Source organism: Marinobacter sp. KMM 10035 (genome assembly GCF_046537445.1).
GTDB classification, from domain to species: Bacteria; Pseudomonadota; Gammaproteobacteria; order Pseudomonadales; family Oleiphilaceae; genus Marinobacter; species Marinobacter sediminicola.
Window position 1 is genome coordinate 222752 of sequence record NZ_JBBVMG010000001.1, and the last position, 24901, is coordinate 247652.

The window sequence follows — 24901 nt, forward strand, 5'->3', positions numbered from 1 at the left end:
ATGTGCCTCTACAACACACCTCTCCGACCATCCTTAAATCACACTACCAGCAAGACATACACCCAACAATTATATAGTTTTTATATCCGCCATCAGTTTTTTGCATACCATCTCCGAGCCACCACGCCCGCTTTCAAATAATTACGGCATGCAGTAATCTGATACCATCACTTTTGGGCATACCCTGGAGAGCACTCATGGCCGCTAACATTAATGTTGATGTCCGACAGCTAAACACCTTTCTTACTGTTGCAGACACCGGCAGCTTCAGCCGGGCATCTGAAAAACTGTTTGTTGCTCAGCCGGCGTTAAGCCGACAAATCCGGATGCTGGAAAGTGCGTTGCATGTAGATGTGTTTGTTCGGCATGGCCGAGGAGTAGTGCTGACTGCGGCTGGTGAACTTTTATACGATAGAGCGCGCAAGCTCATGCAGGATCTGGAACGAACCCTGGCTGACGTAACGGCGGTCGGAGGAGAAGTTACCGGGCAAGTGATGCTGGGAATTCTTCCAACGGTGGCACATCTTTTTTCCGGCACCATCGTTGAAAAGTACTGCCAGCAATACCCTCAGGTAGACCTAGCGGTGAAATCAGCCATGAGCGGCACCTTGCAACAGATGGTTGCCCAGCACCGGCTCAACCTTGCCATAACGTACAACCCGACCAGCCAGAGAAACCTGCGATGCATACCCCTGCTTGAGGAACCCCTTTGCCTGATCGGACCAAACAACAGCCCGTTCGCTGGCCGCAGCGAAATAACGGTCGATGAGGTTCTGAAGCTGCCGTTGATTTTGCCGGAAGAAAAGCACGGGCTGCGCATGAAAGTAGAGCGAGAGGCTACCGAACGTGGCGTTCCGCTCAACCTGGCCCTTGAGGTAAGTGCTTGGCCATTATTAACCGACACCGCTCGTCGCGGGCTGGGGTATACCATTCTCCCTGCGGCTGCAGTGCATGAAATGGTGGCTCGGAACGAGGTCATGTCTATTCCAATCACTTCTCCCGAGATGACTCGAACACTTGCTCTAGTAACGCCTGTAGACCTGCCCTCCTCTGTTGCCACCCGAAAACTTGCAGAGCTGATCATGGAGCAGCTGGCGATACATGTTCGTGAGGGGCTATGGAAAGGGCGCCTGCTGTTCGATGTCAATAAACCAAATCCGGTGGGTGCGGATTGATTGCAAAAGGAGAGATCGCATCTATCTCTCCGCGCAGCACCCCTGACCAGCTATTCATTTTCGTTATGCTCCATATCAAACATAGATAATTGTTGCCCTCCCCGCGCGCTGCTAGGCTCGTTTGGTCGCCCAAATTGCGACTTTAGAGTTGTCTGTATTTGCCTCCATCAGACTGAACGATCTCTAGCGGCAGAAATTTAAATAATAACGGGGAACGCGACCTATGCTACGCAATAAATTGTCCACAGCAGTTAAAGTAACCAGCTCTCTGCTGGTGTTAGGCTTGGCTAGCCAGGCTAATGCTTTTGAAGTGCAGGCCGGCGACTACACCGCCGACATTTATGGTTACGCACGCCTCAACGCCTCTTACGATATTGATGAAGATATTGCGATTGGTTCCGGCACGCGCGCAGGTGACTACAGGGAGATCACTAAAGGCGGCAGCAAAGGGGCCAAGGGCCACTTCGGCGCAGACGCTTTGCAATCCCGCATTGGTGTGCGCACGACGACACCCGAAGGCGTTAAAATGAATGTGGAAGGTGACTTCCGCACAACCACAGGCACACTGCGCCTGCGTCATGCCTATGGCGAGTATAACGGCTTTTTGATGGGCCAGACCTGGTCAAACTACGGAAGCCTGATTGGCACAACTTCCCAGCTAGAGTTTGACCAAATCCCTGGTTCAGGTGGCTATGTAGGGCGGAAGGCACAGGTACGCTACACGACAGGCGCCTTCTCCTTTTCAGCTGAAGACCCACTATCCAGCATTCTTGACAATTCCGGTGCCGCAGCCTCCGATAAAAAGAACGGCTCTCCGGCACTGACCGCCCGCTTCTCATCCAAAGCCGGCAACCTGACTTACGCAGCAGCAACCGTTGTTCGCCAACTCTCCGTCGACGACGGCACCAATGATGACAGCGCCATAGGGTTTGGTGTATTCGGCGCGGGTAAGCTGGCAGTGACCGATAAGCTCAACATTCAGGGCGCAATCAACTATACCGACGGTGCTAACCAGTACCTTTGGCGCTCCGGCACCAACTACGGCGCCGCCGATGCTTACATGAAAAGTGATGGCAGCCTGGAAACCATTTCAGGCTTTGGCGGCACCATCGGCGCCAGCCTGAAGGTAGGGCCTGGTACAGTTAATACTGCCTATGCCCTGACACAAGTTGACTGGGACGATGCAAAAAAGGATGGCGTAACTAACGCAGCCACCCAAAACAAGCGCAACACGATGGCGCTACTGAACTACCAGTGGAGCCCGGTTAAAGCAGTGATGCTCGGCGTGCAGTATACCTACCTCAAAACAGAGCTGGAAAACGGTGATGATGGCGACGCCAACCGCCTGATGTTTGCTGCTCAGTACAACTTCTGAGCCTGAGTCGAGGTAGCTTTTAAAAACGTTAAACCAGCTTCTTTTCCCCACTATGTGCAAAACCAGTTATACCGGTGGGGAAAAGAGGCGCATAAGAATTCGCCAGATTTAATTCGGGAGGCATAAATGCGAATACTGGTCGCTGTAAAACGAGTAATCGACTACAACGTAAAGGTACGCGTCAAGCCGGATAACACTGGTGTTGATCTCGCCAACGTCAAAATGGCAATGAACCCATTCTGCGAAATCGCTGTTGAAGAAGCGGTTCGTCTGAAAGAAAAGGGCATTGCAAACGAAATCGTCGTGGTTTCCATCGGCCCCAAGGCGTGTCAGGAGCAGATTCGTACTGCTTTGGCGCTGGGCGCTGACCGTGGCATCCACATTGAAGCCGATGAGGACGTTCAGTCCCTCGACGCCGCCAAATTGCTGAAGGCCGTGGTTGAGAAAGAAGAGCCAAAACTGGTTATTCTCGGCAAACAGTCCATCGATTCTGATAACAACCAGACCGGCCAGATGCTGGCTGCGCTGACTGGCATGGGCCAGGGCACCTTCGCGTCTGAAGTGGTTGTTGATGGCGAAAAAGTCAATGTTACCCGTGAGGTAGACGGTGGTCTGATGACCCTTTCCCTGAGCCTCCCTGCAGTGGTAACCACCGACCTGCGTTTGAACGAGCCGCGTTACGCGTCCCTGCCAAACATCATGAAAGCCAAGAAGAAGCCTCTCGATGTGATGAGCCCGGCGGATCTGGGTGTTGAGATTGCAGCGCGCCTGACCACGTTGAAAGTGGAAGCACCGGCTGCCCGTTCAGCAGGTATTAAAGTGGCAGACGTAGCCGAGCTGGTCGATAAACTGAAGAACGAAGCGAAGGTGATCTAAATGAGCATCCTTGTAATTGCTGAACACGACAACAGCAGCCTGAAGCAGGCGACTCTGAGCGTTGTAGCGGCTGCCAAGGCCATCGGTGGCGACATTGACGTACTGGTTGCCGGTGAAAACTGCGGCGCGGTTGCAGAAGCCGCTGCCAAGGCGGAAGGCGTTGCAAAGGTACTGGTTGCCGACAACGCAGCATACGGCCACTTCCTGGGTGAGAACCTGGGCGAGCTGGTTGCAGAAGTGGGTAAGGGCTACAGCCACATCCTGACCTCTGCCGGTACCACGGGCAAAGACTTCATGCCGCGCGTTGCTGCGCTGCTGGACGTTGCTCAGGTATCTGACATCATTCGCGTTGAATCCGCAGACACCTTCGTTCGCCCGATTTACGCCGGCAATGCCATCGCAACGGTTAAAACCAGCGACAGCATCAAGGTTGTTACCGTGCGCCCAACCGGGTTTGATCCGGTAGCCGCTGAAGGTGGTTCTGCTTCTGTAGAGCAGCTGGACGTTGTAAAAGACGCAGGCCTGTCTTCGTTTGTAGGCGAAGAGAAAGCCAAATCGGATCGTCCTGATCTGGCCAGTGCCGGTATTGTTATCTCCGGTGGTCGTGGCATGCAGAACGGCGACAACTTCAAGATGCTGGAGCAGGTTGCTGATCTGCTGGGCGCTGGTATGGGTGCATCCCGTGCTGCGGTTGACGCCGGTTTTGTACCGAACGACATGCAGGTAGGCCAGACCGGTAAGATTGTTGCGCCACAGCTGTACATCGCAGTGGGTATCTCCGGTGCTATCCAGCACTTGGCAGGTATGTCTGATTCCAAAGTGATCGTTGCGATCAACAAGGATGAAGAAGCACCTATCTTCCAGGTTGCCGATTACGGCCTGGTAGCGGATCTGTTTGAAGCCGTTCCCGAGCTAGAGACTGAGCTGAAGAGAGTTAGCTGAAGTGTGCAACGCAGACCAGCCAATCTCCTTCAATAAATGGCTTTCCGAACTCCAAACCATAGCGGCAGACGCCTGCTGCCCATGGATGCTCTCATCAGACCCGGACTACCACCGAAAGGCGTTTGATGAGGGCGTAAGCCCCATTGAGGAATTCGAGCGCCTGCAAAAAATCAGTGCCGACAGCGGATGTGGCTGCGGCACCTGACCATGCTTCATAAATAGCTTTTCCGCTCAAAATCTCAAACAAAAAACCAATTGCAAATAGGACTCATTCGCATATTATGTGTCGCGCCGTGCCTTGTGGGCTCGGATCCATCGTACTGACACTTATCAGGAGTCGATTATGCGACTGAACTTACCCGCTATCTTCCGCACTTTTCCATTGCTCAGCCTTTTGCTGATTGGCTTGGTCGCGCCCGTGCAGTCGGCTGAACTGCTGACGATTGATCATGCCCAGGGACAAACACAAGTGCACATGCTGCCAAAGACAGTTGCAGTGCTCGACTGGTCGACCTTGGACACGATGACCGCGCTAGGTGTTGAGGCCCAAGGCATCCCCCGCTCCAACATTTTACCGCCGATGCTGGACCAATACGCCGATGCCCGATTCGTGCGGATCGGTAGCCTGTTTGAGCCTGATTACGAAGCACTGCAAAACCTTAAGCCGGACTTAATCATTCTGGGGCGACGTGCTGGAGCGCAATATCAGGAAGTGTCTAAATACGGGCCTACTCTTGATTTGACGCCAGACCCCAAAGACATGCTGGGTAGTGTGGTGCGCAACACAGAAATCCTTGGGCAGATTTTTGATCGCCAGCAGAAGGCTGCCGAACTGACCGAAAAGCTCAAAACATCAGTAAGCCAACTGCAAAAGCTAAGCGCAGAACAGGGCACCGGGCTGACACTACTCACCTCAGGCGGGAAAATGAGTGCGTTTGGCATTGGCACCCGTTTTGGCATGATCCACGACGTCTTCGGCGTGACACCTGCAGTGGCGGATTTGAAGGTAGGCCGGCACGGACAGTCAGTTTCTTATGAATTTTTACTGGAAGCCAACCCTGACTGGCTGTTCGTGATGGATCGTGATGCCGCCATTGGCCGTGACGGTATCGCCGCACAGGGCATGATGGACAACGAACTGGTGCAAGCAACCGAAGCGGGCGCCAAAGGGCAAATCGTTTATCTGGAGCCGGTGAGTTGGTACTTGCTGGACAACAGCGGCTTAAGAGTTATGCAGAAAAACGTTGATCGCTTGCTGGATGTGTTTTCTGAATAAGCGAGCGTGAAATGAATTCTTCGCCTATCAAACACCATACCGTTTCATGGCTGATTGCATTAACGCTGCTCGTGTTTGTTCTGTCTGTTATCAGCCTGAACGTGGGTGCCAGTCGCATGAATCTGCTACACCTGTTCACTCAACCAGATGACCGAATAACCCAACTGTTGTTTGTCAGCCGCTGGCCGCGCACGTTGGCGCTGATACTGGCTGGGGCATCGTTGGCCGTTGCCGGGCTGATATTGCAGATGATGGCACGCAACCGGCTGGTTGAACCGTCCATGGTGGGCACGGTAGATGCTGCCGCTTTAGGCGTTTTGCTTTGTGCAATTGTGGCTCCGGGCATGGCGCTGTGGCTTAAATTCGGGGTAGCTACCGCATTTTCTGTTACAGGAACGCTACTGTTTTTGACGGTGCTCAAACGCATTCCGCTACGCTCAGCGTTGATTGTGCCGTTAGTAGGTTTGGTTCTTGCTGGCGTGATTCATGCCGTTAGTGGCTTATTGGCCCATCAGTTTGAGTTGTCGCAGGCGTTACGGTCCTGGAACAGTGGTGATTTTTCTGCAGTTTTGCGGGGTCGTTATGAGCTGCTATGGGTTGCCGCCGGCATCATGCTACTTGCCGCATTCTTGGCCGACCGCTTTACCGTGATCGGTATGGGCAAAGACTTTGCCACCAACGTGGGCGTTAATTATCAAGGGCTGACCGCCTTTGGGGTATTGTTGGTCTCGATGATTGTGGCCAGCACCGTGGTCATCGCCGGCGCCTTGCCCTTTATTGGTCTGATTGTGCCAAACCTGGTTCGCCTGATAACCGGGGATAATCTCCGCCGCGCCATTCCACTGGTGGCTTTGGCCGGTTCAGCGTTAATGCTGGCAGCTGATTTGCTTGGCCGTGTGCTTATCCACCCCTATGAAATCCCCTCGGCCAATATCCTGGCCATCTCCGGCAGCTTGGTGTTTTTGATTATTTTATTACGGGGGCGCAAGCAATGGGCTTAAACCCGCGTGGCAAATTGTTGCTGAGTCTGACAGCGTTGCTCGCGCTGTTGAGCGTAGTGGGGTTTATGACCCTTAATGTGCAGAGTGACTGGGGCTTTATCATGGAATACCGTGGTAGCCGCCTGTTAGGCATGCTGCTGGTTGCAATCACTATGGGCCTGGCCACCGTCGTGTTCCAGACTGTCACTCACAACCGTATCTTAACGCCATCGCTGATGGGTTTTGACGTGCTTTATGTGCTGGTGCATTCGCTGGCGCTATTAGTGTGGGGGGCAGAACAAAGCACAAACTGGCCAATAGAGTTGCGTTTTATTGTGGAAGTGGCGGCGATGGTGGCAATAGCCCTGTTGTTGTTCCGTCTGCTATTCACCGGCTCGGTGCGTGGCCTGCATGTGCTGATCCTGCTGGGCATGGTGGGTGGTTTACTGTTCCGAGAGCTGGCAGATCTCGCCCTGCGGATTTTTGACCCCAGCGAGTTCTCAATACAGCAGGGCAGCGGCGTGGCCAACTTCAACCGCATCAACCTGAAGCTGTTGTGGATCGGTTTGGTCGGTGTAGGTCTCTGCAGCACGCTGCTGTTCCACTTCCGCCGTCAGCTTGACGTACTCAGCCTGGGCCGCGATGTGGCGATCAACCTGGGCATACCCTATATCAAAACCATCACACTATTGATGCTGGCCATTAGTGTGTTGATTTCCATTAGTACCGCTTTGGTCGGCCCCCTGCTGTTTTTTGGTTTGCTGATGGCCAATCTTGCTTATTGGCTAACCGGCAGCCACCAGCACCGTTGGACCTTGCCGGCGAGCGTATTAGCGGGAATTGTCTGTTTAGTTGGCGGACAGGTTGTATTCGAGCACCTTCTCAGTTCTGGCCTACCTTTGGCCATGGTGATCGAGCTGTGTGGGGGCGTGTTATTTATTGTGTTGTTGTTGCGCGGAGTCAAACAATGATTGAAGCACGTGGGCTGAGCAAGAAATACCACGACACCTTGGTGCTCAAGGATGTCAGCCTGAAAATCAGCAAGGGCGGGCTTACCTCAATTATCGGCCCCAACGGTGCAGGCAAATCCACGTTGTTGTCGATGATTAGCCGGCTAACGCCAATGAGTGCCGGCACCGTAGAAATAGATGGCCTGGATGTCACCCGCACGCCCGGGCATGAACTGGCGAAACGGCTGTCGATTTTGCGTCAGCATAACGAATCCACTCTGCGCCTGACGGTACGTGACCTGGTCGCCTTTGGCCGGTTCCCGCACTCACGCGGACGTTTGACCGCTGAAGATCAGCAGCATATTGACGAAGCCATCCACTACCTGGAATTGGGGGAATACCAAAACCGCCACCTTGATGAACTCTCTGGGGGCCAGAGGCAGCGGGCGTATGTGGCCATGGTGATGAGCCAGAATACCGATTATGTTCTGCTGGACGAGCCGCTGAATAACATCGATATGCGCCACGCCGTGGGCATGATGCAACTGCTGCGTCGCGCTGCAGATGAAAAAGGCAAATCCGTAGTAGTGGTGCTGCACGACATCAACTTTGCATCCTGTTACTCCGACCATATTATTGCCATGCGCGGCGGCCAGCTCGCCTATCAAGGTACACCGGAGCAAATCATCCGCAGCGATGTTCTCAGTGACCTCTACGACATCCCTACCAGTGTTCACGAGCTGAATGGCCAGCGGATCTGCATGTATTTTCGCGAGTTGATCTAATCTTCAACGTGATGTGCGAGTACATCCACAAAGAAATGAAGACGGAGCTAACTTGAAGGCATTTGAGGGGCCCCGTAATCAAATACGAATAGCCTGCACACCCCTGCTAACTTTCAGATACTTGGTTTCTAGCGATCGGCTTGGCCCTGGAAACACCAAGCCGCTACATTAAGCTATACAACACCTACCAACCGGCGTTTTATATGCTTAACCAACGTGCACTAGCCTACCTGAACGAAGTCATTCGCCGCGGCTCCTTGCGGCGCGCAGCCGCCCATCTGAATGTCGACGCCTCCGCTGTTAGCCGCCAGATAAAAGCTTTGGAAGAAGAGCTGGACACGCGCCTGTGTGAACGGCACGGGCGTGGTATGCGGGCAACTGCTGCAGGGCAGCTACTTGTTCACCACTTTCATTCCCAGAGAGCTTCCGAAGAGGCTGTACTTTCCCAACTGATGGCTCTGCAAAACCTGGCCAAAGGCGAAGTTCGAATAGCCGTGGGGGAAGGCTTTGTCGCAGATTTGATTGCCGCACCGCTAGGCACTTTTATGTCGGAGTTCTCGGGGATCAATGTTGAAATCCGCATGGCCGGCGTTAACGAAGCCATGTCGCTTCTCAAAGATCGTGAGGTCGACATAGCACTACTCTATGCGCCACCGGCAGATCCGCAGTTTTTCTGCCATGTGGAAACCCGCCAGCCACTCGATCTGATTGTGCCTCCAGACCACCCGCTAACGGAGCTGAACCGCCCCGTAACACTCAACGATCTGAAAGGGTGGCCACTGGCACTTATGGACAACCCCTTTGGTATGCGGCAGATGGTGAATATGGCAGCTCACCAGGAACATGTGCACCTTGAGGCCCGCCTTCATACAAATTCCGTCTCTGTTTTGAAGAATTTTGTCCGTTCAGGGATCGGCGTTACGTTTATGCCAGAACTCACCGTCATGGATGAAATAATGCGAGGAGAAATCATTCCGCTACCCATGCAATACCCGATTATGAACGATACTCGCGCCCAGATTGTCAGCCTCAGAAGCCAGGAGTTAACGATTGCGGCAGCCGCGTGTATCGACCATTTGCAAAAAGGAATGCGTTTTTTCTCCGCTGACGCCCCTAGACTGTTGCAATAAAGTCCACACTTTAGGTATTGCATAGTCAACACTTCAACACATAGCCTACTAACTGGCATCCTTGAAGCACCTGTGGGTTCGTGTTTGGTGCCCCGCAACTAATGACAATAAAACAGGAAATTAAATATGATGACTAAACTCTTTTCACCCAAGCGCCTGATCTCAGCTTGCCTGCTTGGCTCTGCCTTGATGGCTGGCAACGCCCTCGCAGCAACCACAATTAACCTGAGCTACAACGGCGCACCAGATCTGGAAAAGAACGCTGTTCACGTTTTTGCCACGAACCTGAAAGAGCTGGTCGAAGAAAAAACCAATGACCAGCTAAAGCTGACGCTGTACCCCAACAGTATGCTGGGCGAAGAGCAGGAGCGCATGGAGCAAACCATGAGTACGCCGTCGCTCAACATCGCATCCTTTGCGGGTGTCTCGCCTCTGGTGGATGAGATTTTTGTCAGCGCCATTCCGTTCCTGTTCGAAGATTTTGCAGCCGCACGCACGTTCTTTGATGAAGGCAAGTATTGGCAGGAAGTAAGCGGTGCCCTGAAAGAACGCGCTGGCATCGATATGCTGGCTGTTGTTGAAGAAGGCGGCTTTCTGGCCTTCACCAACAACAAAAGGCCCATCACCCGCCCGGCTGACTTCGAAGGCCTTCGATTCCGCGCCATGGACCCAAGCCAGGTAGCACTTTATGAAGCATTTGGTGCATCCGGTACGCCCATCCCCTGGACAGAAACCTATATGGCTCTGCGCACCCGAGTAGCAGACGGCCAAATGAACCCGCCCATGTACATCGCCCTGGGCAGCCTTCATGAAGTTCAGAAGTACCTGACCCTTGCGAACATTCAGTATTCCGACCAGTTTCTTGTAGGCAACAGCAAGATGATCGAGAGCTGGGATGAAAAGACTCGCAACGCATTCATGGAAGCCGTGGCCGAAGCTAACCGCAACGCCAGAGAGCTCAACGAAGCGCAAGTTGAAAAGCGTATCGCCTTCCTGGAAGAACAAGGCATGGAGGTTATTCGCCCTTCTGAAGAAAACCTGGCTGAATTCCAGAGCATTGGCCAGCCTGCCTACCTCAAGTGGCTCAAAGAGCGTGGTATTGAGCAGCGCTGGATTGATATGGCACTGGAAGATGCGGGCGTGAAACGCTAAACCACCCCTCGCTATGACGACAGAGGGCTGGTTTCGCCAGCCCTCTCTATTTCTGTGCTTACTGGAACACTGCAATGCTCACCAAGCTTCGTTATCGCCTGCTGGCTATAAGTTGCCCGTCTACCCTGACTCTGGCGGGTGCTTTGCTATCCCTTAATGTTGCAGCCATTCTGTTTGGCGTTTTTGCACGTTACATCGCGGGTGGCGCACCGATCTGGACAGATGAGCTCTCCCGCTTTTTGATCATAGGCACCGTTATGCTCGGGGCTGGCGCGGTTTGGGCCGAAGGTGGGCACATGCGTGTTGGCCTGTTGGAAAAACTGCTACCCGCGCCAATCGCTCGAGTGCTGGTTGTCTATCAATGGTTGCTTACTTTGTTTGTTGCCTTGGGCGCAGCGTGGGCCAGCTATCGCTATGCATTGTCGGTCAACATGTTCACCACATCCGGGCTCGGCATTAGCCGTACAATCCCGCTGATGTCGTTACCCCTCGGCTTTTTACTGCTGGCCTGGCATGTACTGCTGTATGGGCCTGCCCCCCTCAAGACTATAGAGGACCAGCTATGATCCTCACCATGCTGGCCGTTTTTCTTGTCCACGTTCTACTTGGACTGCCTTTGTTCATTGCGCTGATTACAACGGCGATTGCTGGTTTTCTATTTGTCGATCCTTCGATGATTCCGCGGATGATGCCGCAGCAGTTCTTTAGCGGGATCAACGTGTTCTCATTAATGGCGATTCCATTATTTATCTTCGCCGGTAACCTGATGAACGTTAGTGGATTAACCGAACGTTTGATGGGGCTCGCTCGCCTGATGGTTGGGCACTTACGGGGCGGCATGGGTCACGTTAACGTGGTCTCGAGCATTTTCTTCGCAGGCATCAACGGCTCAGCCGTTGCCGACACATCGGCACTGGGTTCTCTGTTGGTCCCCGCCATGGAAAAAGAAGGCTATTCAAGGGCGTTTGCCGCCGGTTTGACCGCGGGCAGCTCGCTCATAGGCCCTATCATTCCACCCAGTATCTTCATGATTCTTTATGCCTCACTGACAAACATTTCAGTGGGTGATCTGTTTCTGGCGGGCGTTGTGCCTGGCTTGCTGCTGGGCGTGGCTTTTATGGGCATGAACGCCTGGTATGCCTGGCGCAAGAAGCTGCCCAAAAGCGGAAAGCTACCTTCCTTCGGCCAACTTGGAGTCGCATTTATTGGTGCGCTGCCCGCTCTGATTGCACCGTTCATTATCGTTGCAGGCATAGTGTTTGGCTTTGTAACTCCGACCGAATCCGGGGCGCTCACAGCTCTGTATGTGGCCTTGTGTGGTTTCGTGCTTGGCGGGCTACGTGTACAGGAGTGCTGGAAAGCGGTCGTTGATACAGCACGCCTGACCTCTGCGATTTTCCTGATCATGGCAGCCTCTGCCACCATTAGCTGGCTTCTCTCCTACGCTCAGGTTCCTGCGCAGTTTGTGTCTCTGCTCGCACCTTATGTCGACAATGGTGTGATCATTCTATTGCTGCTGAGCCTTATCACCTTCTTCACGGGCATGTTTATGGAAGAAGTGTCGGCGCTGATGCTGCTTACGCCAATCTTTGTGCCAGTAGCCATGATGGCCGGTATAGACCCGGTTCATCTGGGTGTCATCATCACGCTGAACATCACCATTGCGCTGATAACACCACCGCTAGGCGCCTGCGTTTTCGTGGCAGCGGCGGTCAGTCGGCTTGAGATAGTCTCGCTGTTCAGAACCATCTGGCCCTTTGTGCTGACGGCTGTTGCGGTACTCATTCTATTAATTCTGTTCCCACCGCTGACGCTGTGGCTCCCTACCCAGTTTGGATAAGACAATGCCTTTAACTACGTTATTGAGTGATTTGACGCCCATCCCCAGCTACCCGGCTCCCAGCTGGGAAACTCTGCGCTCCGTGTCGATTGAAGATAACGGTGAGAGCCTGGTGCCAATGAGCCTGGCTCCTGCACCCATAAAGGTCTTTCCTGCCTACGCCCGAATGGGCATACCCGGTGCGATACAGGAATGCTTTGTTCGTGAAGGTGTGTACCGGGCACTACTCGCTGCGGCGCGCAGTCTGCCCGAAGGGATCGGCATCATCGTTCTGGACGGCTGGCGCCCATGGCGGGTGCAACAGTACTTGTTCGACACCCTGCATGAGGCCATTCAGCATCAGCAACCCGACCTGGACGAAGCAGCACTACTTGAGAGAACAAGGGAGTTTGTCTCAGTCCCAAGCCGCGAACCGACAGCCCCAAGCCCCCACCTTACCGGCGGTGCAGTGGATGTGACGCTCTGCGATGCTGATGGTTTGCCGTTGGATATGGGTACGTTGTTTGATGAAGCACTACCGGCTTCCCACAGCGATTATTTCGAGCAACTCGAAACCCTCACGCCGCAGCAGAAGAACGCACGGGATCACCGCCGCCTGCTATTCAACACCATGAAACAGCAGGGTTTCACCAACCTGCCCAGTGAATGGTGGCACTACGATTTTGGCGATCAGTTATGGGCTTACTACGGCGCCCATGACCAAGCCTGCTACGGCCCGGCCGAGTTGGACACCATTGAAAACCGCTGGCGCCAGCAGCTGGCGTAACGGCTGATATGAACATTCAGGCTTGGCGCGCCAATCGGCGCACTAAGCCTGCGGAATTACCATAGGGTAGCCCTCTGGCAAGGCCAGCACTCGTGCCTTTAAGCCAAACACCCTATCCAGCAGCCCTGGCTCCAGAATAGTCGTCGCTGCGCCGTCTTCTACTATGCGCCCTGCCGCCATCATCACCAGACGGTCGGCGTAGCATGACGCTACGTTCAGGTCATGGACTACCGCTACCACACTGTAACCCTGCTCTTTCGCCAGCTCACGCAGCAGGCTGAATACGGTTTGCTGCTGGGCAGGGTCCAGCGCCGAGGTGCATTCATCCAGCAGCAATAACCGTGGCCCGTCTGTGTTCCAGATTTGCGCCAACACTCTGGCAAGCTGCACCCGCTGTTGCTCACCCCCAGACAAGGTTGGCACCAAACGGCCGGCCATATTGCCAATGCCCAATCGCTGCAGCAGGTAATCAATCAGTTCATTGCGGTCTGCGGCAGCCAGGCCCGAGCACCCCAATGCCACTATTTCACGAACCGTGAATGGGAAACTGACATCCACCCGCTGGGGCATCACCGCCCGTTGACGGGCAAGCTCAGAGCCTTTCCAATGGCGAATTGAGCGGCCAAACAGTTCAATGGTGCCCTGCCCGAATGCCAGCTCTCCCGCCAGCGTTTTCAACAATGACGACTTGCCAGCACCGTTAGGGCCGAGCAGAGCAACCAGCTCTCCCGGTTCGACGGTGAGTGACACATCTTGCAGTATTCGGCTACGCCCTAAGGTCAGCCCTAACTGCTTAACCCTCAAAACGGACATGTTGCCAGCTCCCTATGCGCCAATGCGCATTCTCATTAGCAGTACCAAAAAGAATGGCCCGCCTAACAGAGACATCATCAAACCAATGGGCAGCTCCGCCGGCGCCACAACCACCCGCGCCAAACTGTCAGCCGCCACCAGCAGCACACCGCCGGCCAGTCCACTGGCGGGGATCAACACCCGATGGCCAGCACCAACAATTTGTCGTAGCAGGTGCGGCACCACCAACCCAACGAACCCGATAAGGCCGGTAACCGCCACTGCCGCGCCAGTGCCCAACGCAGACAACACAACCGTCGCCCGCTTTACCCACTGCACCGAAAAACCCAGATGGCCAGCGACCGATTCACCAAGGGCAAACGCATCCAGGGGTTTGGCTAACACGGGGGCCAGTAACAGCGCCAGCAGCATCCAGGGGCCAGCAACTTGCAGGTCTTCCCAACTGGCGTGGCCAAGACTGCCCATGCTCCAGAAGGTCAACGAACGCAGTTCACTATCGTCGGCGTAGAATGTCAGCAGGCCGGTTAAGGCTCCGGCGACTGCATTTATGGCGATACCCGCCAGCAGCAAGGTTGCCACAGCAATGCTGCCGGAACGGCTGGCAACGCGCCAAGCCACCAGGGTGGTTAGCACCGAGCCCACAAAGGCGGCCAGAGGCAGCGCCCATCTGCCAGTGAGTATCGTCCAATCGGACAGCCAACTGCCCCCAAGCACAATAACCGATACTGCCGCCAGTGCCGCTCCGCCGGACACCCCGATTAACCCAGGGTCGGCGAGAGGGTTGCGAAACAATCCCTGCAGCAAGGTGCCGGAAACAGCCAATACCGCACCGGTGAGAAATCCCAGAACCAGCCGGGGCATACGCACATCAAAAAACACCATGTGGGCTGCGGGTTTTGCGGCCTCAGGTTCCAGCAGCAGATTCACAACATCGCTGGTGCCCAGAGGATAAGCACCGTTGGTCAGCGAGAACAAAGCCGCCAGAACAGCCAGCCCAGCCAGAACCATAAAAATGAGACTGGCAGGCGCTCGCTTTGCAGTATCAGTCGCCATGGCGACTAGCCAGGGTGCTCTCTGCGGTGGGGGCTTCAGGCAGGATTCCGTCAAGTATCACCAGGGCCTCTGCCAATCTTGGGCCAAAGCTGAGTAGCATCATGCTGTCACCCACATACCGGTGGCCGTTTTTCCAGGCCGGCAGCTGGGCCAGCTCTGGCCAATCGGCAATCCGGAACTGCCCCGGCGCAGATTCAGCAACCACAATCGCATCGGGGTTGGCGCTGATGATCGCTTCGCGACTGGCAGGTTTGTAGCCACGGATATTGCTGACCGCGTTAGTCGCCCCGATCGCTTTCAGCAGGGCATCTGCACCCGTGTGGCTACCGCCGAATGAAACACCATGGCCACCCGCGGCCAACAACAGCAAAACCTTGGGCGCCGAACCCCTTGCAGCCACCTTTTTATCGATGTCGGTAAAGACCACCTGCAATTCACCGGCGAGCCTTGCCGCTGCTTCCTCACGGTCGACCAACTCACCAATGGCCATAATCCGCTGAAGAGTCTGCTCCGGGCTTTGCGCAACAGGCAACCGAGTGACTTTGACTCCCACCTGTTCCAGGCGCTGCAGGGTTTGTTCCGGCTCCGCTTCTTCGGTGGTGATCAGGTGATCGGGCTCCAGCGACAACACGCCTTCGAATGGCAAGGCCCGCAGATAACCTACTTTCGGCAGCTGATTGACGTCTTCCGGGTACTTGCTGGTGGTATCAACACCCACCAGACGATCCTCTACGCCCAGAGCAAACAATATTTCCGTCACCGCGCCATCGGCACTGACAATGCGTGAGCCTTTGGCACCTGCATTACTGGCACTTCCGGCATAAGCCGGAAGTGCCAGTAATGCAGCCAGCAGCAACCCGGTCAATCGCATAGCTTTGCCTCCAGCGCACGCACTTCGGCTTGCCAGTTTTCAGCTTCCACCTCGCCCGGCTTACGTTTGCCAAATACCGTCAGTACGATTTCCCCGCTGGCGTTATAGCCTTCCACTGAGGTTATGGTGCCATCCACAGAAGGCCGTTTTACCGTCCACCAGTCGGTCACATCGCCAGTCTTTGCATGCAGGTTAAAGCCAGGGTCCAGCACATTCATCCACTCACCTACTCGGCGAATGTTGTCCACCTGGCCGGTCCAGATTTGCACAATGCCGGGGTTTCCCACGAACACCATAATCGGGCACTGGTTGGTTTTTACTTGCTGTAAAAGCTCATCCAAGGGGGACTCAATGGAGTCGGTGCTGCGCTTGAGTTTTCGGGTGTAGGCCGGGCCAACCAGCTCTACCGCCGTTAGCCGGTCGACCTTGTTGCGTTTGAGCATGGAGTGGAAATGGTGCACGTCTTTCAGTGTTGCCCAATCCTGCTGTAGTGCTGATACATCAACACTAGCCGGGTCCACCCGCGGCTCTGGGGAGGGAGCTGCTTTCAGTTCCGGCACCACAGGCTGATCGGCTTTGTATTTCGCGACCAGTGCATCCCAGGCTTCAGCTTGGGTGCCTTTGGTTTTGTACACTTTCTGGATGGCTCGACCACTGGTATCAAAGAACTGCAGACTATGGCGAGTGCCGGAACGCACCTCTTCAACTACATGGAAGCCAAAGGTCCAGCTTCGAAAAAATACCCGCAGGTCCATCTCACCAACGGACAGCCCCATGGAGCCACCGCCGGTTACCTTGAACCCTTTCAGGTGGCCGGTAATCTCATGCACCATTTCATCGTTGCGGGCGAGCATCATCACTTCGCCAACGGATTCCAACTCGGTGAGCAGTGCACCAAAATCACTAGACAGCGGTGTGAGTGCACCTTCTTCACGACACAGCATCAGTTCCATTTCACTGACATCAAGCAGGTTCGCGGCGTTACGGATGCGCAGGTTTGGCTGCTCCGACAGCAACTGTTGCCAGCGGTCTTTTAGCGCAATTTCTAACTTAACCTCAGGGAATTCTATCGTTGCGTTCATAGTATTTACTCTGCTGCGGTTAGTGATGCGTTAGTCCAACGAACAATGGGTTGTCCTGAAACAGTGTCGTCACCGTAATAGCCGACGATCTGCACGGCATAAACAGGGGCTTGAGCATCGTTGGTATCGGTATCGATCAGGTATACCCGGAAGTTCGGGCGAAGTAAGTGCCCACCCGCCTGATCATATGCGTACCAGCTGGATGCGTTGAACACGCCACTGGTGGTGTCGGCCGCGTATCTTCCTGTTATGTCCTCGCCTGATCCTGGCGCAATGGTGGCGCTGGTATAGACCGCCAGATCATCCCACTTGAACGGCCCGAACACCCCGCCATTACCTTCGCCAGAGGTGCCACTGTTACTTCTCAGATAGATATTTCGGCCAGCGAAACCCAGCTTCACATCCCAATGTGCGGAGGTTTCGCAGCTCACCGTTGAATCAGCGTCAAAATCAAAGCAGAGCTCGCCACCTTCAGAACCTATGGACCCGGTAAACGTGGCCGATTGGGTGAAGGTAGTGGTCTCTGGAACCTGAACATCAAAGGCCATCGTAAAGCTCTTGATGCCCTCGCCCGTGCGGGTAGGAAAATCCATCCCGGTCATACGCATGCGGGCGTAACTGTTGCCTTCCGCTGACCGCAGCAACCAGCCATTGTCCGGATTGGCGTTCATGATTCCGCCGTTAGGGTTGTAGCTGTACCATTCACCCCCAAAGCTATTGGTGATTGAGTCGCTGATCCAGTCCCTGCTGCCCGGCTCTGGATACTCCGCCAATAACGCCTCTTCCTCGGATGATGCCGTGGCATTGACCAGAAGGTTGAAGTTCGGCTCCCCGGCGGCGTCATAAAACTTGTCCTGGGCGTTAGCCACGGTGCCAGCCACGCTGCCCATTCCCGAAGCTCCACCATTAACCTGCACCGTGTCGCGCTTGAACGACAGATGCCAGTCGGTGCGGCCTTGCGCCTCATCCGCCGTCATCTGCATGGTTGCGCCCGTGTTCAGGTTCAGATAGGTGGCCTGGTTATAGGATTTCGCATCAATCACCTGATGCCGAAATTCCGGGTTGCCATTGCTCTCATCTGACCCACCAAGACTGTTCTCACTGCCGCCACAACCAGCCAGCAATACTACTGTTGCCGCCAACCCGAGCCCCCGGTAACTATTACTCATGCACTTTCTCCTTGTTGATCGATCGTTATTTTCCAAATCCAAGCGTCACGCCCATGTACACAAACCTTCCTGCCACCGGGCCGAAGTCATCGGCATCGTCGAAGTCACGCTGCTTATTGGTGAGGTTGTCGACGCCGGCAAACAGTTGCAGGTTGTCGCCAACGGTCTGATTCAGTTTCAGATCCACCGTGGTGTAACCCGGGGACTTTTTGGTTTCGTCTGTATCCACGTATTCCGAACTCTGGTTGCGAACCCGCACCGACCAGTTCAGCCCAGGGATGCCGCCAGGCCCATCCAGGCCAAGCCGGGTTTGATGATGCGGCCGATTGGGTAAAGCAAAACCGGTAGCCCGGTCTTCTGCCTGGGTGTAGGTGTAGCCTGCGGTCACTTCCAAGCCTCGGGCGAGTTGCCAACCCGCTGTGGTTTCCACGCCGCGGGTGCGTGCTTTATCAACGTTGGCGTACCGATACACATCCACACCATCACCACGGGCGGCGGTGGCATCAGCATCGAATTGGGTCTGGATCAAATCTTCAATCAGGTTCTGAAAGGCGTTAATTTCAAGCCATCCGGCGTTCAGGTAATTGACGCCCCAGCCGAGCTGGAGGTTTTGCGACGTTTCTGGTGACAGGTCCGGATTACCTTCAACCACATAACCAAGCTGGCTGTGGTCAAACCGGTAATGGCGCTCTTTCAAGTTAGGCACTCGATAGCCGCCACTCCAGCTTGCACGGAGGTATTGGCTGGCTGGGCTGTCTGGCGTCAACTCATAGCGGGTATTGATCTTGGGGGCGTAGTGGTCGCCGAAATCGGAATCCTGCTGGCCGCGTAGTCCGGCCACCCATTCCCAGCGGTGCGATGGAATCCAGGTGTCCTGGAACCAGATTTCCTTGCTGCTGCGTGATCGCTTACCGCCATCCAGTTCCATCTGGCCGTCAATCGTTTGCTCCAGAGTTTCATGGCGAAAATCAGCGCCCACCATCAGCAAGTGATTCTTACCAACGGCAACTTCAGTGTGAGCCGAAGCCTGGGACAACACCTGATTCGCATCTCGGTGGTCAAACTCACCAAAGGCCGAGTATTTGTAGGTGTTGTCTGTGAGCTCTTCCCGCAGCAGATTCCAGAACACAGTTTGGGCATCGCTCATGCCATGCTCGCCACCCAGCACCGTGCGCCAGCGCTCGACGGACTCTTCCTTTCCTTGCTTGAGAACCGTACCGGCCTTTTCGTTCAAAAACCGGGAGCCGGACGCTTCATCAAAATAGCCGACTTCCGCAAACAGCCGATGATCGTCCTCCGGTAACCACTCCAGCCGGGTATTGAACTGGTTGCGATCGTATTCATCCCCTGGCCTCGCCCAGGTGGATGGCTCCGGATCAATGCCGCTGGAATTCTGATGTGATCCACTCAGGCGAACCCGCAGTTGTTCAGTGCCCATGTCGATATTGGCTCGCGCACCGTAGCGACCAAAATCAGCACGGTCGCCGCTGGGATTTTGCTCGCCATAACTACCGCCATCAACCGTAACCTCTCCCCGCAAACCTGGCTCAAGGTCCTGGGTAATAACGTTGACGACACCGCCGATGGCCGCACTGCCGTATTGTGCAGAGCCCGCGCCCTTCACCACTTCAATCCGCTTCACATTCAGCAGCGCCAGCTGGCTTACATCCACCGATGAGCCAGTTGTGGCCGTGAGTGGCAGACCGTCTACCAGCACCAACACCCGGTCAGCACCAACACCCTGCAGCCAGACTTCCTTGCCCGCCTTGCCGTGGATGTTTCGCAGCTGCACTCCGGCAACGTTCTCGATCGCCTCCGCAACGTTTCTGGCGTGGGTCTTTTCCAGTTCCCGGGCTGTTACAACTTCAGTCCGTACGGGGGTGTCACTCAGCATGCGGTTGGAGCGGGTACCGGTAACGACGATTTCATCGAGGTAATAGGAGGATTGCGAAGTGGTTTCCGCTGTCGCCTGCCCGCAAACACTCAGAGAAAGCAAAGCGATAGAGAACAAAGGCAGTGTCGAACGATTCTTCCCGCAGGCAGCACTCACTCACTTCAACTCCTCTCAAGCGGGTCAGGCTAACAACAGCCACCCCAAATAGTAACGAGAAGCATTCTTGTTTAGATTTTGATTTCTGTCAACAAAAAACAGGGAACTTTTACGCAGGAAAGAAAAAAGGAAGGCGCGAGCGGGTTGTCGAGGCTATCGGCGATCGCTGAGCTTGAACGCCACGGGAATGGACACGCTCAGGGTGTTCTGGGTGAGATCATCGGGAAAGGCGGGCAATGGTGCCGCATTCTCGAGCATGCGTATGACCGCCTTATCCAACTCAGGGTGGCCCGAAGGATCGGTAATACTGGATTCCACAATGCGCCCTTGGCGATCAAGGGTGAAGCTGAGCCCGACTACCCCCTCCTGACGCCGCAGGCGAGATGATCTTGGATAGCGTTTAGCCCGGGCGAGTTTGGCTGCGACCACTGCCAGATAGGTACTTCGCGCACCGGGGTTGCCTCCAGAGGCACTGGCGCTGCTTTCGCCACTGCCAGCCTTGCGCGCCGGAGCAGCTGCCACATCCTTCGCCGTTTCGGTGTCGGGTAACGCTTGGGTAGACGTCGTTGCTATAGGAGACTCCGGTTCAGGCTCCGGTTCAGGGTCTGGCTCCGGTTCAGGCTCTGGTTCAGGCTCTGGTTCCGGTTCAGGCTCAGGCTTTGGAGGCTCTTCTACGCTCACCTCTGCTGTTTGCCTGGGCTGCTCCGGCTCACTTACTACAGGTTCCGGTATGGGAGGTGTCGGGATCGGTTTCGGTGGCTCGACAGTGGCCGGAGCCGCTTCCTGGGTTTCGGCCTCTACACCCAGATCACCCAGCATGCCAAGATCGATTTCAACACCCGCCTCCCCAGGAGCCTCAGCCCCTTCCGGAATGGTAGCGGTGCGCGCAAACGCCGCAAGCACCAACAAATGAAGTGCCAGCGTCAGTACCGCTGCACCGAGCCAGTGACGCCTTGCAATCATTCAGCGTCACCTTGGCGGGTTAGCAGAGCCACCTTTAACAGCCCGGCCTTTTTGATGTGTTGCAGCACTTCCTGCAACACCTCAACCGGTAACATGGCATCGGCTTTAACTAATACAGAAACCCCATCAACCGTTTCCGCTTCATCCAACAGATTTCCCAGTTTTTCTACCAGACGATCCGGAGACACCTCGGCGTTATCCAGGTACATGGAACCATCAGCCGCAACCAAAACCGTCGCTGAGTGCTCTTTTCCTTGAGCTGCTGTAAGAGATTCGGGAGCTTGAACCATCACCGCATCAGAGGCAGTGATTTGCCCGGCGACCATGAAGAAAATCAGCATCAAAAATACAATGTTGATCAATGGCACCAGGTTATCATCTGAAGCCAGATCCTTTTTCGGCGCGGTTGCTGAGAGCCTCACTTCGGCCCCTCTGCAAGCGACACGTGGGCAGCGCCAGCATTCTTCAAGCGATCCAGCAAAGTGATGAGCGCCTGCGTGTGGAGACCTGCATCAGCCTGAATGGCAAACACCGCATCGGGTTCAGCCGACACCAATTCAGCCAGCTCATCGCGACTGGGGTCCCTGTAGACCCGCCCCTCCAGCTCAAAATGACCCTGATTAGAGGTTAGGCGAATCAGCTGTATGTCTTTCGGTGGCTCGGAATTACTGTCGGCAGGCGATGCAACATCCAGCTGCCGCCAAGTAATAAACGTGGATGACAGCATAAAAAACAACAGCAGAATGAAGACCACATCAATCAACGGTGTCAGGCTGATGCCTTTGGCCCGCCTTACCGGTGAGGCATCAAGCTGCATTCCGCAGCGCCTCCGATGATGCAGCGGTCTCAAACGGCGGCAGCGTGGGCGAGCAGGTAAAAACCCTTGTGACCGCATCGCTCATAGTTGCGGATACCCGCTCAACCTTACGCTCAAGCCAGGAGTGCACGGCAACAACAGGTATGGCTACCGAGAGGCCAACGGCGGTTGTCAGCAACGCTTGCCATATACCACCGGAAAGCACCGAAGGATCTACCTGATTACCAGCGGCTTCCATTTGCTGGAACGCCACAATCATCCCCATGACGGTACCGAGCAAACCCAACAGCGGGCTAAGTGAACCAATCACCTCAAGGGGCCGGAAAAAGCTGCGCAGATCGTTCAAGTACCCCGTAGCCACTCGCTCTACTTCTTCACGCAGGATCCCATCGTCTGTGGTATTCAGCTGCCCTTGCATTGCCATAGCCACAACGGATGAGATGGGCCGTCGCACATTCAGGGCCTTCATTGCCTTCCTGCGGTCACCCTTTTTCCAAAGGCTTAGCGCAGCGTCCACATCAGCAGTGCTCTCTGCGCGCGCCAGCATGAATTGCCACATTTTGACCAGAATGATGGTCATGGCAACTACAGAAAACACCGCCAGAATCCACACCACCGGGCCGCCAGTAACCAACAGCCCTTGTAGCTGTGCAAAAAACGGAACAGATATACCAGCGCCCACAACGCTCCCCCTCGAGTAAACATCAAGAATATTCGTGAATGCTAATTGTTATCATTTGCCTTCGCAAGGGCGCCAAGAGAACTTTGACTTTCAGGCAACAAAACCGGCTGTTTGATTTTTGTGCAGAAATAGCGTAACATGCTGATTATAGTTATTTTTTAAAAGGAACATTTTCTTAGTAAAACAAGGAGAATATTATCACTATTAATCAAGGCGATCGTATTTTTCACCCCGGTCATGGCATCGGAATCGTTGAATCCATTCTTAAAAAGAGTTTCTCTGGCGAGGACAAAACCAAGTTCGTAAAACTTTATTTCGAACGTGACGACCTCACCTGGCTGGTGCGCGCCAATGATCTCCCAAGCAACATACGCTTCCCCATGAGTGCTCAGGAAGCGAAGAAGATCATCAAGCATGTGAAGAGCTGGCAAGGAAAGTTAAGCGAACAGTGGAAAACCCGGTCAACCGCTAACCAGGCCGCTATTGATAAAGGCGACCCCTACGGTTATGCGGAGATGGTTAAGGGCCTAAGCGTTATGCAAGAGGAAAACCCGCTGAGCATGACAGACCGCAGGCACCTGAACCTCGGCATAAAGTTTTTGTGTGAAGAACTTTCCAGTGCACTGGGCAAAACGCAAGAGCGGGTACAACAGCTTATAGAAGAAGCTTCCAGGTCAAAGCCAACCGCAGCCTGACCCACAGGCAGCTCGAGCTCATAATCCAACGTGTGCTCAGTATTTTTAAGGCCTTACGCGAGAGCGTAGGGCCTTTTTCGTTACAATGTGGGGGTGAGCTCTCAGCGACCCATTACACGAGGACGTTTTTATGAAGAAATTTATTAATGCAAACATATACCGCAACAACGATGCCACCGAAATCCTCGTGGAAAATGGCGTTATTCGAGCACTTGGAACCGACCTCCCCCCGGCTGAGGAAACAATCGACCTGAAAGGCCGCCTCGTTGTGCCACCTTATGTGGACGCCCACCTTCACCTCGACTACGTCTACACCGGCGGCAGCAAGGGGGCCAAAAACAACACTGGCACGCTGTTCGAGGGCATAGCTCGCTGGCACGATGTGAAAAAGAACCAATCGTTCGAAGATGCAAAAGAACGTGCGCTAAAAGGCATCCAGGAAGAAGTCTCAAAAGGTGTGCAGTTCATCCGCACCCACATCGATGTATGCGACCCGAATCTCACCGGGCTAAAAGCCATGCTGGAGGTTCGTGAACAACTTAAGGATAACGTCACCATTCAGATCGTCGCCTTTCCCCAGGAAGGGATGTACGCCTACAAAGGCGGTGACGAATTGGTGGAAGAAGCGTTGAAGATGGGCGCCGACTGCGTAGGCAGCATTCCCCACTTCGAGTGGGCCCGTGAAATCGGCGAGAAATCCATTCACCGCACCGTTGAGCTGGCCATCAAATACGACAAGCTTATCGACGTACACTGCGACGAAACAGACGATGTGATGAGTCGTTTTGTTGAACTTCTGAACGCCCTGGCCATGACCGAAGACATAGGCACTCGTACCGCGGCCAGCCATACCTGCTCCTTCGGTTCGGCCGACAACGCCTACGCATTTCGCATGATGAGACTGTTCCAGAAATCAGGTCTGAACTTCATTGCCCTGCCCACTGAGAATGCCTACCTGCAAGGCAGGCAAGACACCTACCCGAAACGCCGAGGCATGACGCGAGTAAAAGAGTTCTGGGAGAGCAACATTAACGTCTGCTTCGGCCAGGATTCCATCAACGACCCCTGGTATCCGGTAGGCAACGGAAACCTGATGAACATTCTGGATAACGGCATTCACATGGCCCAAACCATGTCGATGGATCAACTCGATACCTGTCTGGACCTGATCACCTTCAACGGTGCTAAAACCCTGAACGTGGAAGACCAATACGGCCTGGAAGCGGGCAAACCAGCAAACTTTCTGGTGCTGGATGCCACCAGCCCGTTTGAAGCTGTTCGCCAGCGAGCGGATGTACTGGCATCCATCCGCAACGGGGAATACCTGTTCCGGAAACCAGAGCCCAGTTACGACATTGAGCTGGATCTGTTCAGAAAAACCAGGTAACACCGACTGGCCAACACTGACAAAAGGGAACGTAATGGTGACGTTCCCCACACTTTTACACTTCTACAACAA

26 protein-coding genes and 1 pseudogene are annotated in these 24901 nt (G+C 54.6%); 17 read left to right on the top strand and 10 right to left on the bottom strand.

Annotation, left to right across the window (positions count from 1 at the left end):
- Positions 1-197 precede the first annotated feature (197 nt).
- The 14 genes from AADB16_RS01010 to AADB16_RS01075 all read left to right on the top strand — a co-directional run bounded on the left by AADB16_RS01010 (position 198) and on the right by AADB16_RS01075 (position 13247).
- Entirely contained in the window at positions 198-1175 is a 978-nt protein-coding gene (locus AADB16_RS01010) for a LysR family transcriptional regulator (RefSeq protein WP_309045724.1), read from the top strand.
- Between the two features lie 223 nt (positions 1176-1398).
- Positions 1399-2550: a DcaP family trimeric outer membrane transporter gene (locus AADB16_RS01015; protein WP_410800775.1), complete on the top strand. Its 1152-nt coding sequence runs from the start codon at positions 1399-1401 to the stop codon at positions 2548-2550.
- A 126-nt stretch (positions 2551-2676) separates the two neighbouring features.
- Positions 2677-3426 (top strand): electron transfer flavoprotein subunit beta/FixA family protein, encoded by a 750-nt coding sequence (locus AADB16_RS01020; protein ID WP_410800777.1) that lies wholly within the window; start codon positions 2677-2679, stop codon positions 3424-3426.
- The gene (locus AADB16_RS01025; RefSeq protein ID WP_410800779.1) at positions 3427-4368 is read left to right on the top strand and encodes an electron transfer flavoprotein subunit alpha/FixB family protein; all 942 of its coding nucleotides are present in this window, start codon (positions 3427-3429) and stop codon (positions 4366-4368) included. It abuts the gene before it with no gap.
- Position 4369: 1 nt separating this feature from the next.
- The gene (locus AADB16_RS01030) at positions 4370-4573 is read left to right on the top strand and encodes a hypothetical protein (protein WP_309043912.1); all 204 of its coding nucleotides are present in this window, start codon (positions 4370-4372) and stop codon (positions 4571-4573) included.
- 138 nt (positions 4574-4711) lie between these two features.
- On the top strand, positions 4712-5644 hold the full coding sequence (locus tag AADB16_RS01035; RefSeq protein WP_309043913.1) for a siderophore ABC transporter substrate-binding protein: 933 nt from the start codon (positions 4712-4714) through the stop codon (positions 5642-5644).
- Positions 5645-5655: 11 nt separating this feature from the next.
- Positions 5656-6645, top strand: coding sequence for an ABC transporter permease (locus AADB16_RS01040; protein ID WP_309043915.1), 990 nt, complete (start codon positions 5656-5658; stop codon positions 6643-6645).
- Entirely contained in the window at positions 6636-7595 is a 960-nt protein-coding gene (locus AADB16_RS01045; RefSeq protein WP_309043916.1) for an iron chelate uptake ABC transporter family permease subunit, read from the top strand. The genes AADB16_RS01040 and AADB16_RS01045 overlap by 10 nt, the downstream gene beginning before the upstream one ends.
- Positions 7592-8359 carry an ABC transporter ATP-binding protein gene (locus AADB16_RS01050; RefSeq protein WP_309043917.1) on the top strand — a complete coding sequence of 256 codons (768 nt, stop codon included), beginning with the start codon at positions 7592-7594 and terminating at the stop codon, positions 8357-8359. The genes AADB16_RS01045 and AADB16_RS01050 overlap by 4 nt, the downstream gene beginning before the upstream one ends.
- 203 nt (positions 8360-8562) lie before the next feature.
- Positions 8563-9489 (top strand): LysR family transcriptional regulator, encoded by a 927-nt coding sequence (locus AADB16_RS01055; RefSeq protein ID WP_200201323.1) that lies wholly within the window; start codon positions 8563-8565, stop codon positions 9487-9489.
- A gap of 126 nt (positions 9490-9615) precedes the next feature.
- Positions 9616-10641: a TRAP transporter substrate-binding protein DctP gene (gene dctP, locus AADB16_RS01060; RefSeq protein ID WP_410800781.1), complete on the top strand. Its 1026-nt coding sequence runs from the start codon at positions 9616-9618 to the stop codon at positions 10639-10641.
- 74 nt (positions 10642-10715) lie between these two features.
- Complete coding sequence (locus AADB16_RS01065) at positions 10716-11207, top strand: TRAP transporter small permease (RefSeq protein ID WP_298450706.1); 492 nt, start codon at positions 10716-10718, stop codon at positions 11205-11207.
- The gene (locus tag AADB16_RS01070) at positions 11204-12481 is read left to right on the top strand and encodes a TRAP transporter large permease (RefSeq protein WP_410800783.1); all 1278 of its coding nucleotides are present in this window, start codon (positions 11204-11206) and stop codon (positions 12479-12481) included. The genes AADB16_RS01065 and AADB16_RS01070 overlap by 4 nt, the downstream gene beginning before the upstream one ends.
- A gap of 4 nt (positions 12482-12485) precedes the next feature.
- Positions 12486-13247, top strand: coding sequence for a M15 family metallopeptidase (locus AADB16_RS01075; RefSeq protein ID WP_309043920.1), 762 nt, complete (start codon positions 12486-12488; stop codon positions 13245-13247).
- Positions 13248-13289: 42 nt separating this feature from the next.
- Here AADB16_RS01075 and AADB16_RS01080 read toward each other — a convergent pair whose 3' ends face one another.
- The 10 genes from AADB16_RS01080 to AADB16_RS01125 form a co-directional block, all read right to left on the bottom strand.
- A complete protein-coding gene (locus AADB16_RS01080; RefSeq protein WP_410800785.1) occupies positions 13290-14060 on the bottom strand; it encodes a heme ABC transporter ATP-binding protein in 771 nt (256 codons plus the stop codon).
- Positions 14061-14072: 12 nt separating this feature from the next.
- A complete protein-coding gene (locus AADB16_RS01085) occupies positions 14073-15113 on the bottom strand; it encodes a FecCD family ABC transporter permease (RefSeq protein ID WP_298450718.1) in 1041 nt (346 codons plus the stop codon).
- Entirely contained in the window at positions 15103-15984 is an 882-nt protein-coding gene (locus AADB16_RS01090) for a hemin ABC transporter substrate-binding protein (protein ID WP_410800787.1), read from the bottom strand. Before AADB16_RS01090 ends, AADB16_RS01085 begins: the two co-directional genes overlap by 11 nt.
- Positions 15975-17066, bottom strand: coding sequence for a hemin-degrading factor (locus AADB16_RS01095; RefSeq protein ID WP_298450725.1), 1092 nt, complete (start codon positions 17064-17066; stop codon positions 15975-15977). The genes AADB16_RS01090 and AADB16_RS01095 overlap by 10 nt, the downstream gene beginning before the upstream one ends.
- Positions 17067-17071: 5 nt before the next feature.
- A complete protein-coding gene (locus AADB16_RS01100; protein WP_410800789.1) occupies positions 17072-18235 on the bottom strand; it encodes an HmuY family protein in 1164 nt (387 codons plus the stop codon).
- A 25-nt stretch (positions 18236-18260) separates the two neighbouring features.
- The gene (locus AADB16_RS01105; RefSeq protein ID WP_410800791.1) at positions 18261-20285 is read right to left on the bottom strand and encodes a TonB-dependent receptor plug domain-containing protein; all 2025 of its coding nucleotides are present in this window, start codon (positions 20283-20285) and stop codon (positions 18261-18263) included.
- Positions 20286-20438: 153 nt separating this feature from the next.
- A complete protein-coding gene (locus AADB16_RS01110) occupies positions 20439-21248 on the bottom strand; it encodes an energy transducer TonB (RefSeq protein WP_410800793.1) in 810 nt (269 codons plus the stop codon).
- Positions 21245-21670, bottom strand: a complete 426-nt coding sequence (locus tag AADB16_RS01115; RefSeq protein ID WP_410800795.1) for an ExbD/TolR family protein — start codon at positions 21668-21670, stop codon at positions 21245-21247. The genes AADB16_RS01110 and AADB16_RS01115 overlap by 4 nt, the downstream gene beginning before the upstream one ends.
- Positions 21667-22065 carry an ExbD/TolR family protein gene (locus AADB16_RS01120; RefSeq protein WP_410800797.1) on the bottom strand — a complete coding sequence of 133 codons (399 nt, stop codon included), beginning with the start codon at positions 22063-22065 and terminating at the stop codon, positions 21667-21669. Before AADB16_RS01120 ends, AADB16_RS01115 begins: the two co-directional genes overlap by 4 nt.
- On the bottom strand, positions 22055-22747 hold the full coding sequence (locus AADB16_RS01125; protein ID WP_309043927.1) for a MotA/TolQ/ExbB proton channel family protein: 693 nt from the start codon (positions 22745-22747) through the stop codon (positions 22055-22057). The genes AADB16_RS01120 and AADB16_RS01125 overlap by 11 nt, the downstream gene beginning before the upstream one ends.
- A 203-nt stretch (positions 22748-22950) precedes the next feature.
- On the opposite strand from AADB16_RS01125, the pseudogene AADB16_RS01130 reads away from it, so the two are divergent.
- The 3 genes and pseudogenes from AADB16_RS01130 to codA all read left to right on the top strand — a co-directional run.
- A pseudogene (locus AADB16_RS01130) lies at positions 22951-23064 on the top strand (CarD family transcriptional regulator); the annotation flags it as partial.
- A 63-nt stretch (positions 23065-23127) separates the two neighbouring features.
- Positions 23128-23442 (top strand): hypothetical protein, encoded by a 315-nt coding sequence (locus AADB16_RS01135; RefSeq protein ID WP_353962130.1) that lies wholly within the window; start codon positions 23128-23130, stop codon positions 23440-23442.
- Positions 23443-23572: 130 nt separating this feature from the next.
- On the top strand, positions 23573-24829 hold the full coding sequence (gene codA / locus AADB16_RS01140; RefSeq protein ID WP_410800800.1) for a cytosine deaminase: 1257 nt from the start codon (positions 23573-23575) through the stop codon (positions 24827-24829).
- The last annotated feature ends 72 nt before the right edge of the window (positions 24830-24901 follow it).

Bases quoted from the DNA above. Each gene is read 5' to 3' on its own strand.
- AADB16_RS01100 (WP_410800789.1), bottom strand. From the start codon at position 18,235: ATGAGTAATAGTTACCGGGGGCTCGGGTTGGCGGCAACAGTAGTATTG.
- AADB16_RS01010 (WP_309045724.1), top strand. From the start codon at position 198: ATGGCCGCTAACATTAATGTTGATGTCCGACAGCTAAACACCTTTCTT.
- AADB16_RS01085 (WP_298450718.1), bottom strand. From the start codon at position 15,113: ATGGCGACTGATACTGCAAAGCGAGCGCCTGCCAGTCTCATTTTTATG.
- AADB16_RS01065 (WP_298450706.1), top strand. From the start codon at position 10,716: ATGCTCACCAAGCTTCGTTATCGCCTGCTGGCTATAAGTTGCCCGTCT.
- AADB16_RS01020 (WP_410800777.1), top strand. From the start codon at position 2,677: ATGCGAATACTGGTCGCTGTAAAACGAGTAATCGACTACAACGTAAAG.
- dctP (WP_410800781.1), top strand. From the start codon at position 9,616: ATGATGACTAAACTCTTTTCACCCAAGCGCCTGATCTCAGCTTGCCTG.
- AADB16_RS01135 (WP_353962130.1), top strand. From the start codon at position 23,128: ATGAGTGCTCAGGAAGCGAAGAAGATCATCAAGCATGTGAAGAGCTGG.
- AADB16_RS01050 (WP_309043917.1), top strand. From the start codon at position 7,592: ATGATTGAAGCACGTGGGCTGAGCAAGAAATACCACGACACCTTGGTG.
- AADB16_RS01055 (WP_200201323.1), top strand. From the start codon at position 8,563: ATGCTTAACCAACGTGCACTAGCCTACCTGAACGAAGTCATTCGCCGC.
- AADB16_RS01075 (WP_309043920.1), top strand. From the start codon at position 12,486: ATGCCTTTAACTACGTTATTGAGTGATTTGACGCCCATCCCCAGCTAC.
- AADB16_RS01025 (WP_410800779.1), top strand. From the start codon at position 3,427: ATGAGCATCCTTGTAATTGCTGAACACGACAACAGCAGCCTGAAGCAG.
- AADB16_RS01040 (WP_309043915.1), top strand. From the start codon at position 5,656: ATGAATTCTTCGCCTATCAAACACCATACCGTTTCATGGCTGATTGCA.
- AADB16_RS01110 (WP_410800793.1), bottom strand. From the start codon at position 21,248: ATGATTGCAAGGCGTCACTGGCTCGGTGCAGCGGTACTGACGCTGGCA.
- AADB16_RS01095 (WP_298450725.1), bottom strand. From the start codon at position 17,066: ATGAACGCAACGATAGAATTCCCTGAGGTTAAGTTAGAAATTGCGCTA.
- AADB16_RS01015 (WP_410800775.1), top strand. From the start codon at position 1,399: ATGCTACGCAATAAATTGTCCACAGCAGTTAAAGTAACCAGCTCTCTG.
- AADB16_RS01035 (WP_309043913.1), top strand. From the start codon at position 4,712: ATGCGACTGAACTTACCCGCTATCTTCCGCACTTTTCCATTGCTCAGC.
- AADB16_RS01090 (WP_410800787.1), bottom strand. From the start codon at position 15,984: ATGCGATTGACCGGGTTGCTGCTGGCTGCATTACTGGCACTTCCGGCT.
- AADB16_RS01070 (WP_410800783.1), top strand. From the start codon at position 11,204: ATGATCCTCACCATGCTGGCCGTTTTTCTTGTCCACGTTCTACTTGGA.
- codA (WP_410800800.1), top strand. From the start codon at position 23,573: ATGAAGAAATTTATTAATGCAAACATATACCGCAACAACGATGCCACC.
- AADB16_RS01120 (WP_410800797.1), bottom strand. From the start codon at position 22,065: ATGCAGCTTGATGCCTCACCGGTAAGGCGGGCCAAAGGCATCAGCCTG.
- AADB16_RS01045 (WP_309043916.1), top strand. From the start codon at position 6,636: ATGGGCTTAAACCCGCGTGGCAAATTGTTGCTGAGTCTGACAGCGTTG.
- AADB16_RS01080 (WP_410800785.1), bottom strand. From the start codon at position 14,060: ATGTCCGTTTTGAGGGTTAAGCAGTTAGGGCTGACCTTAGGGCGTAGC.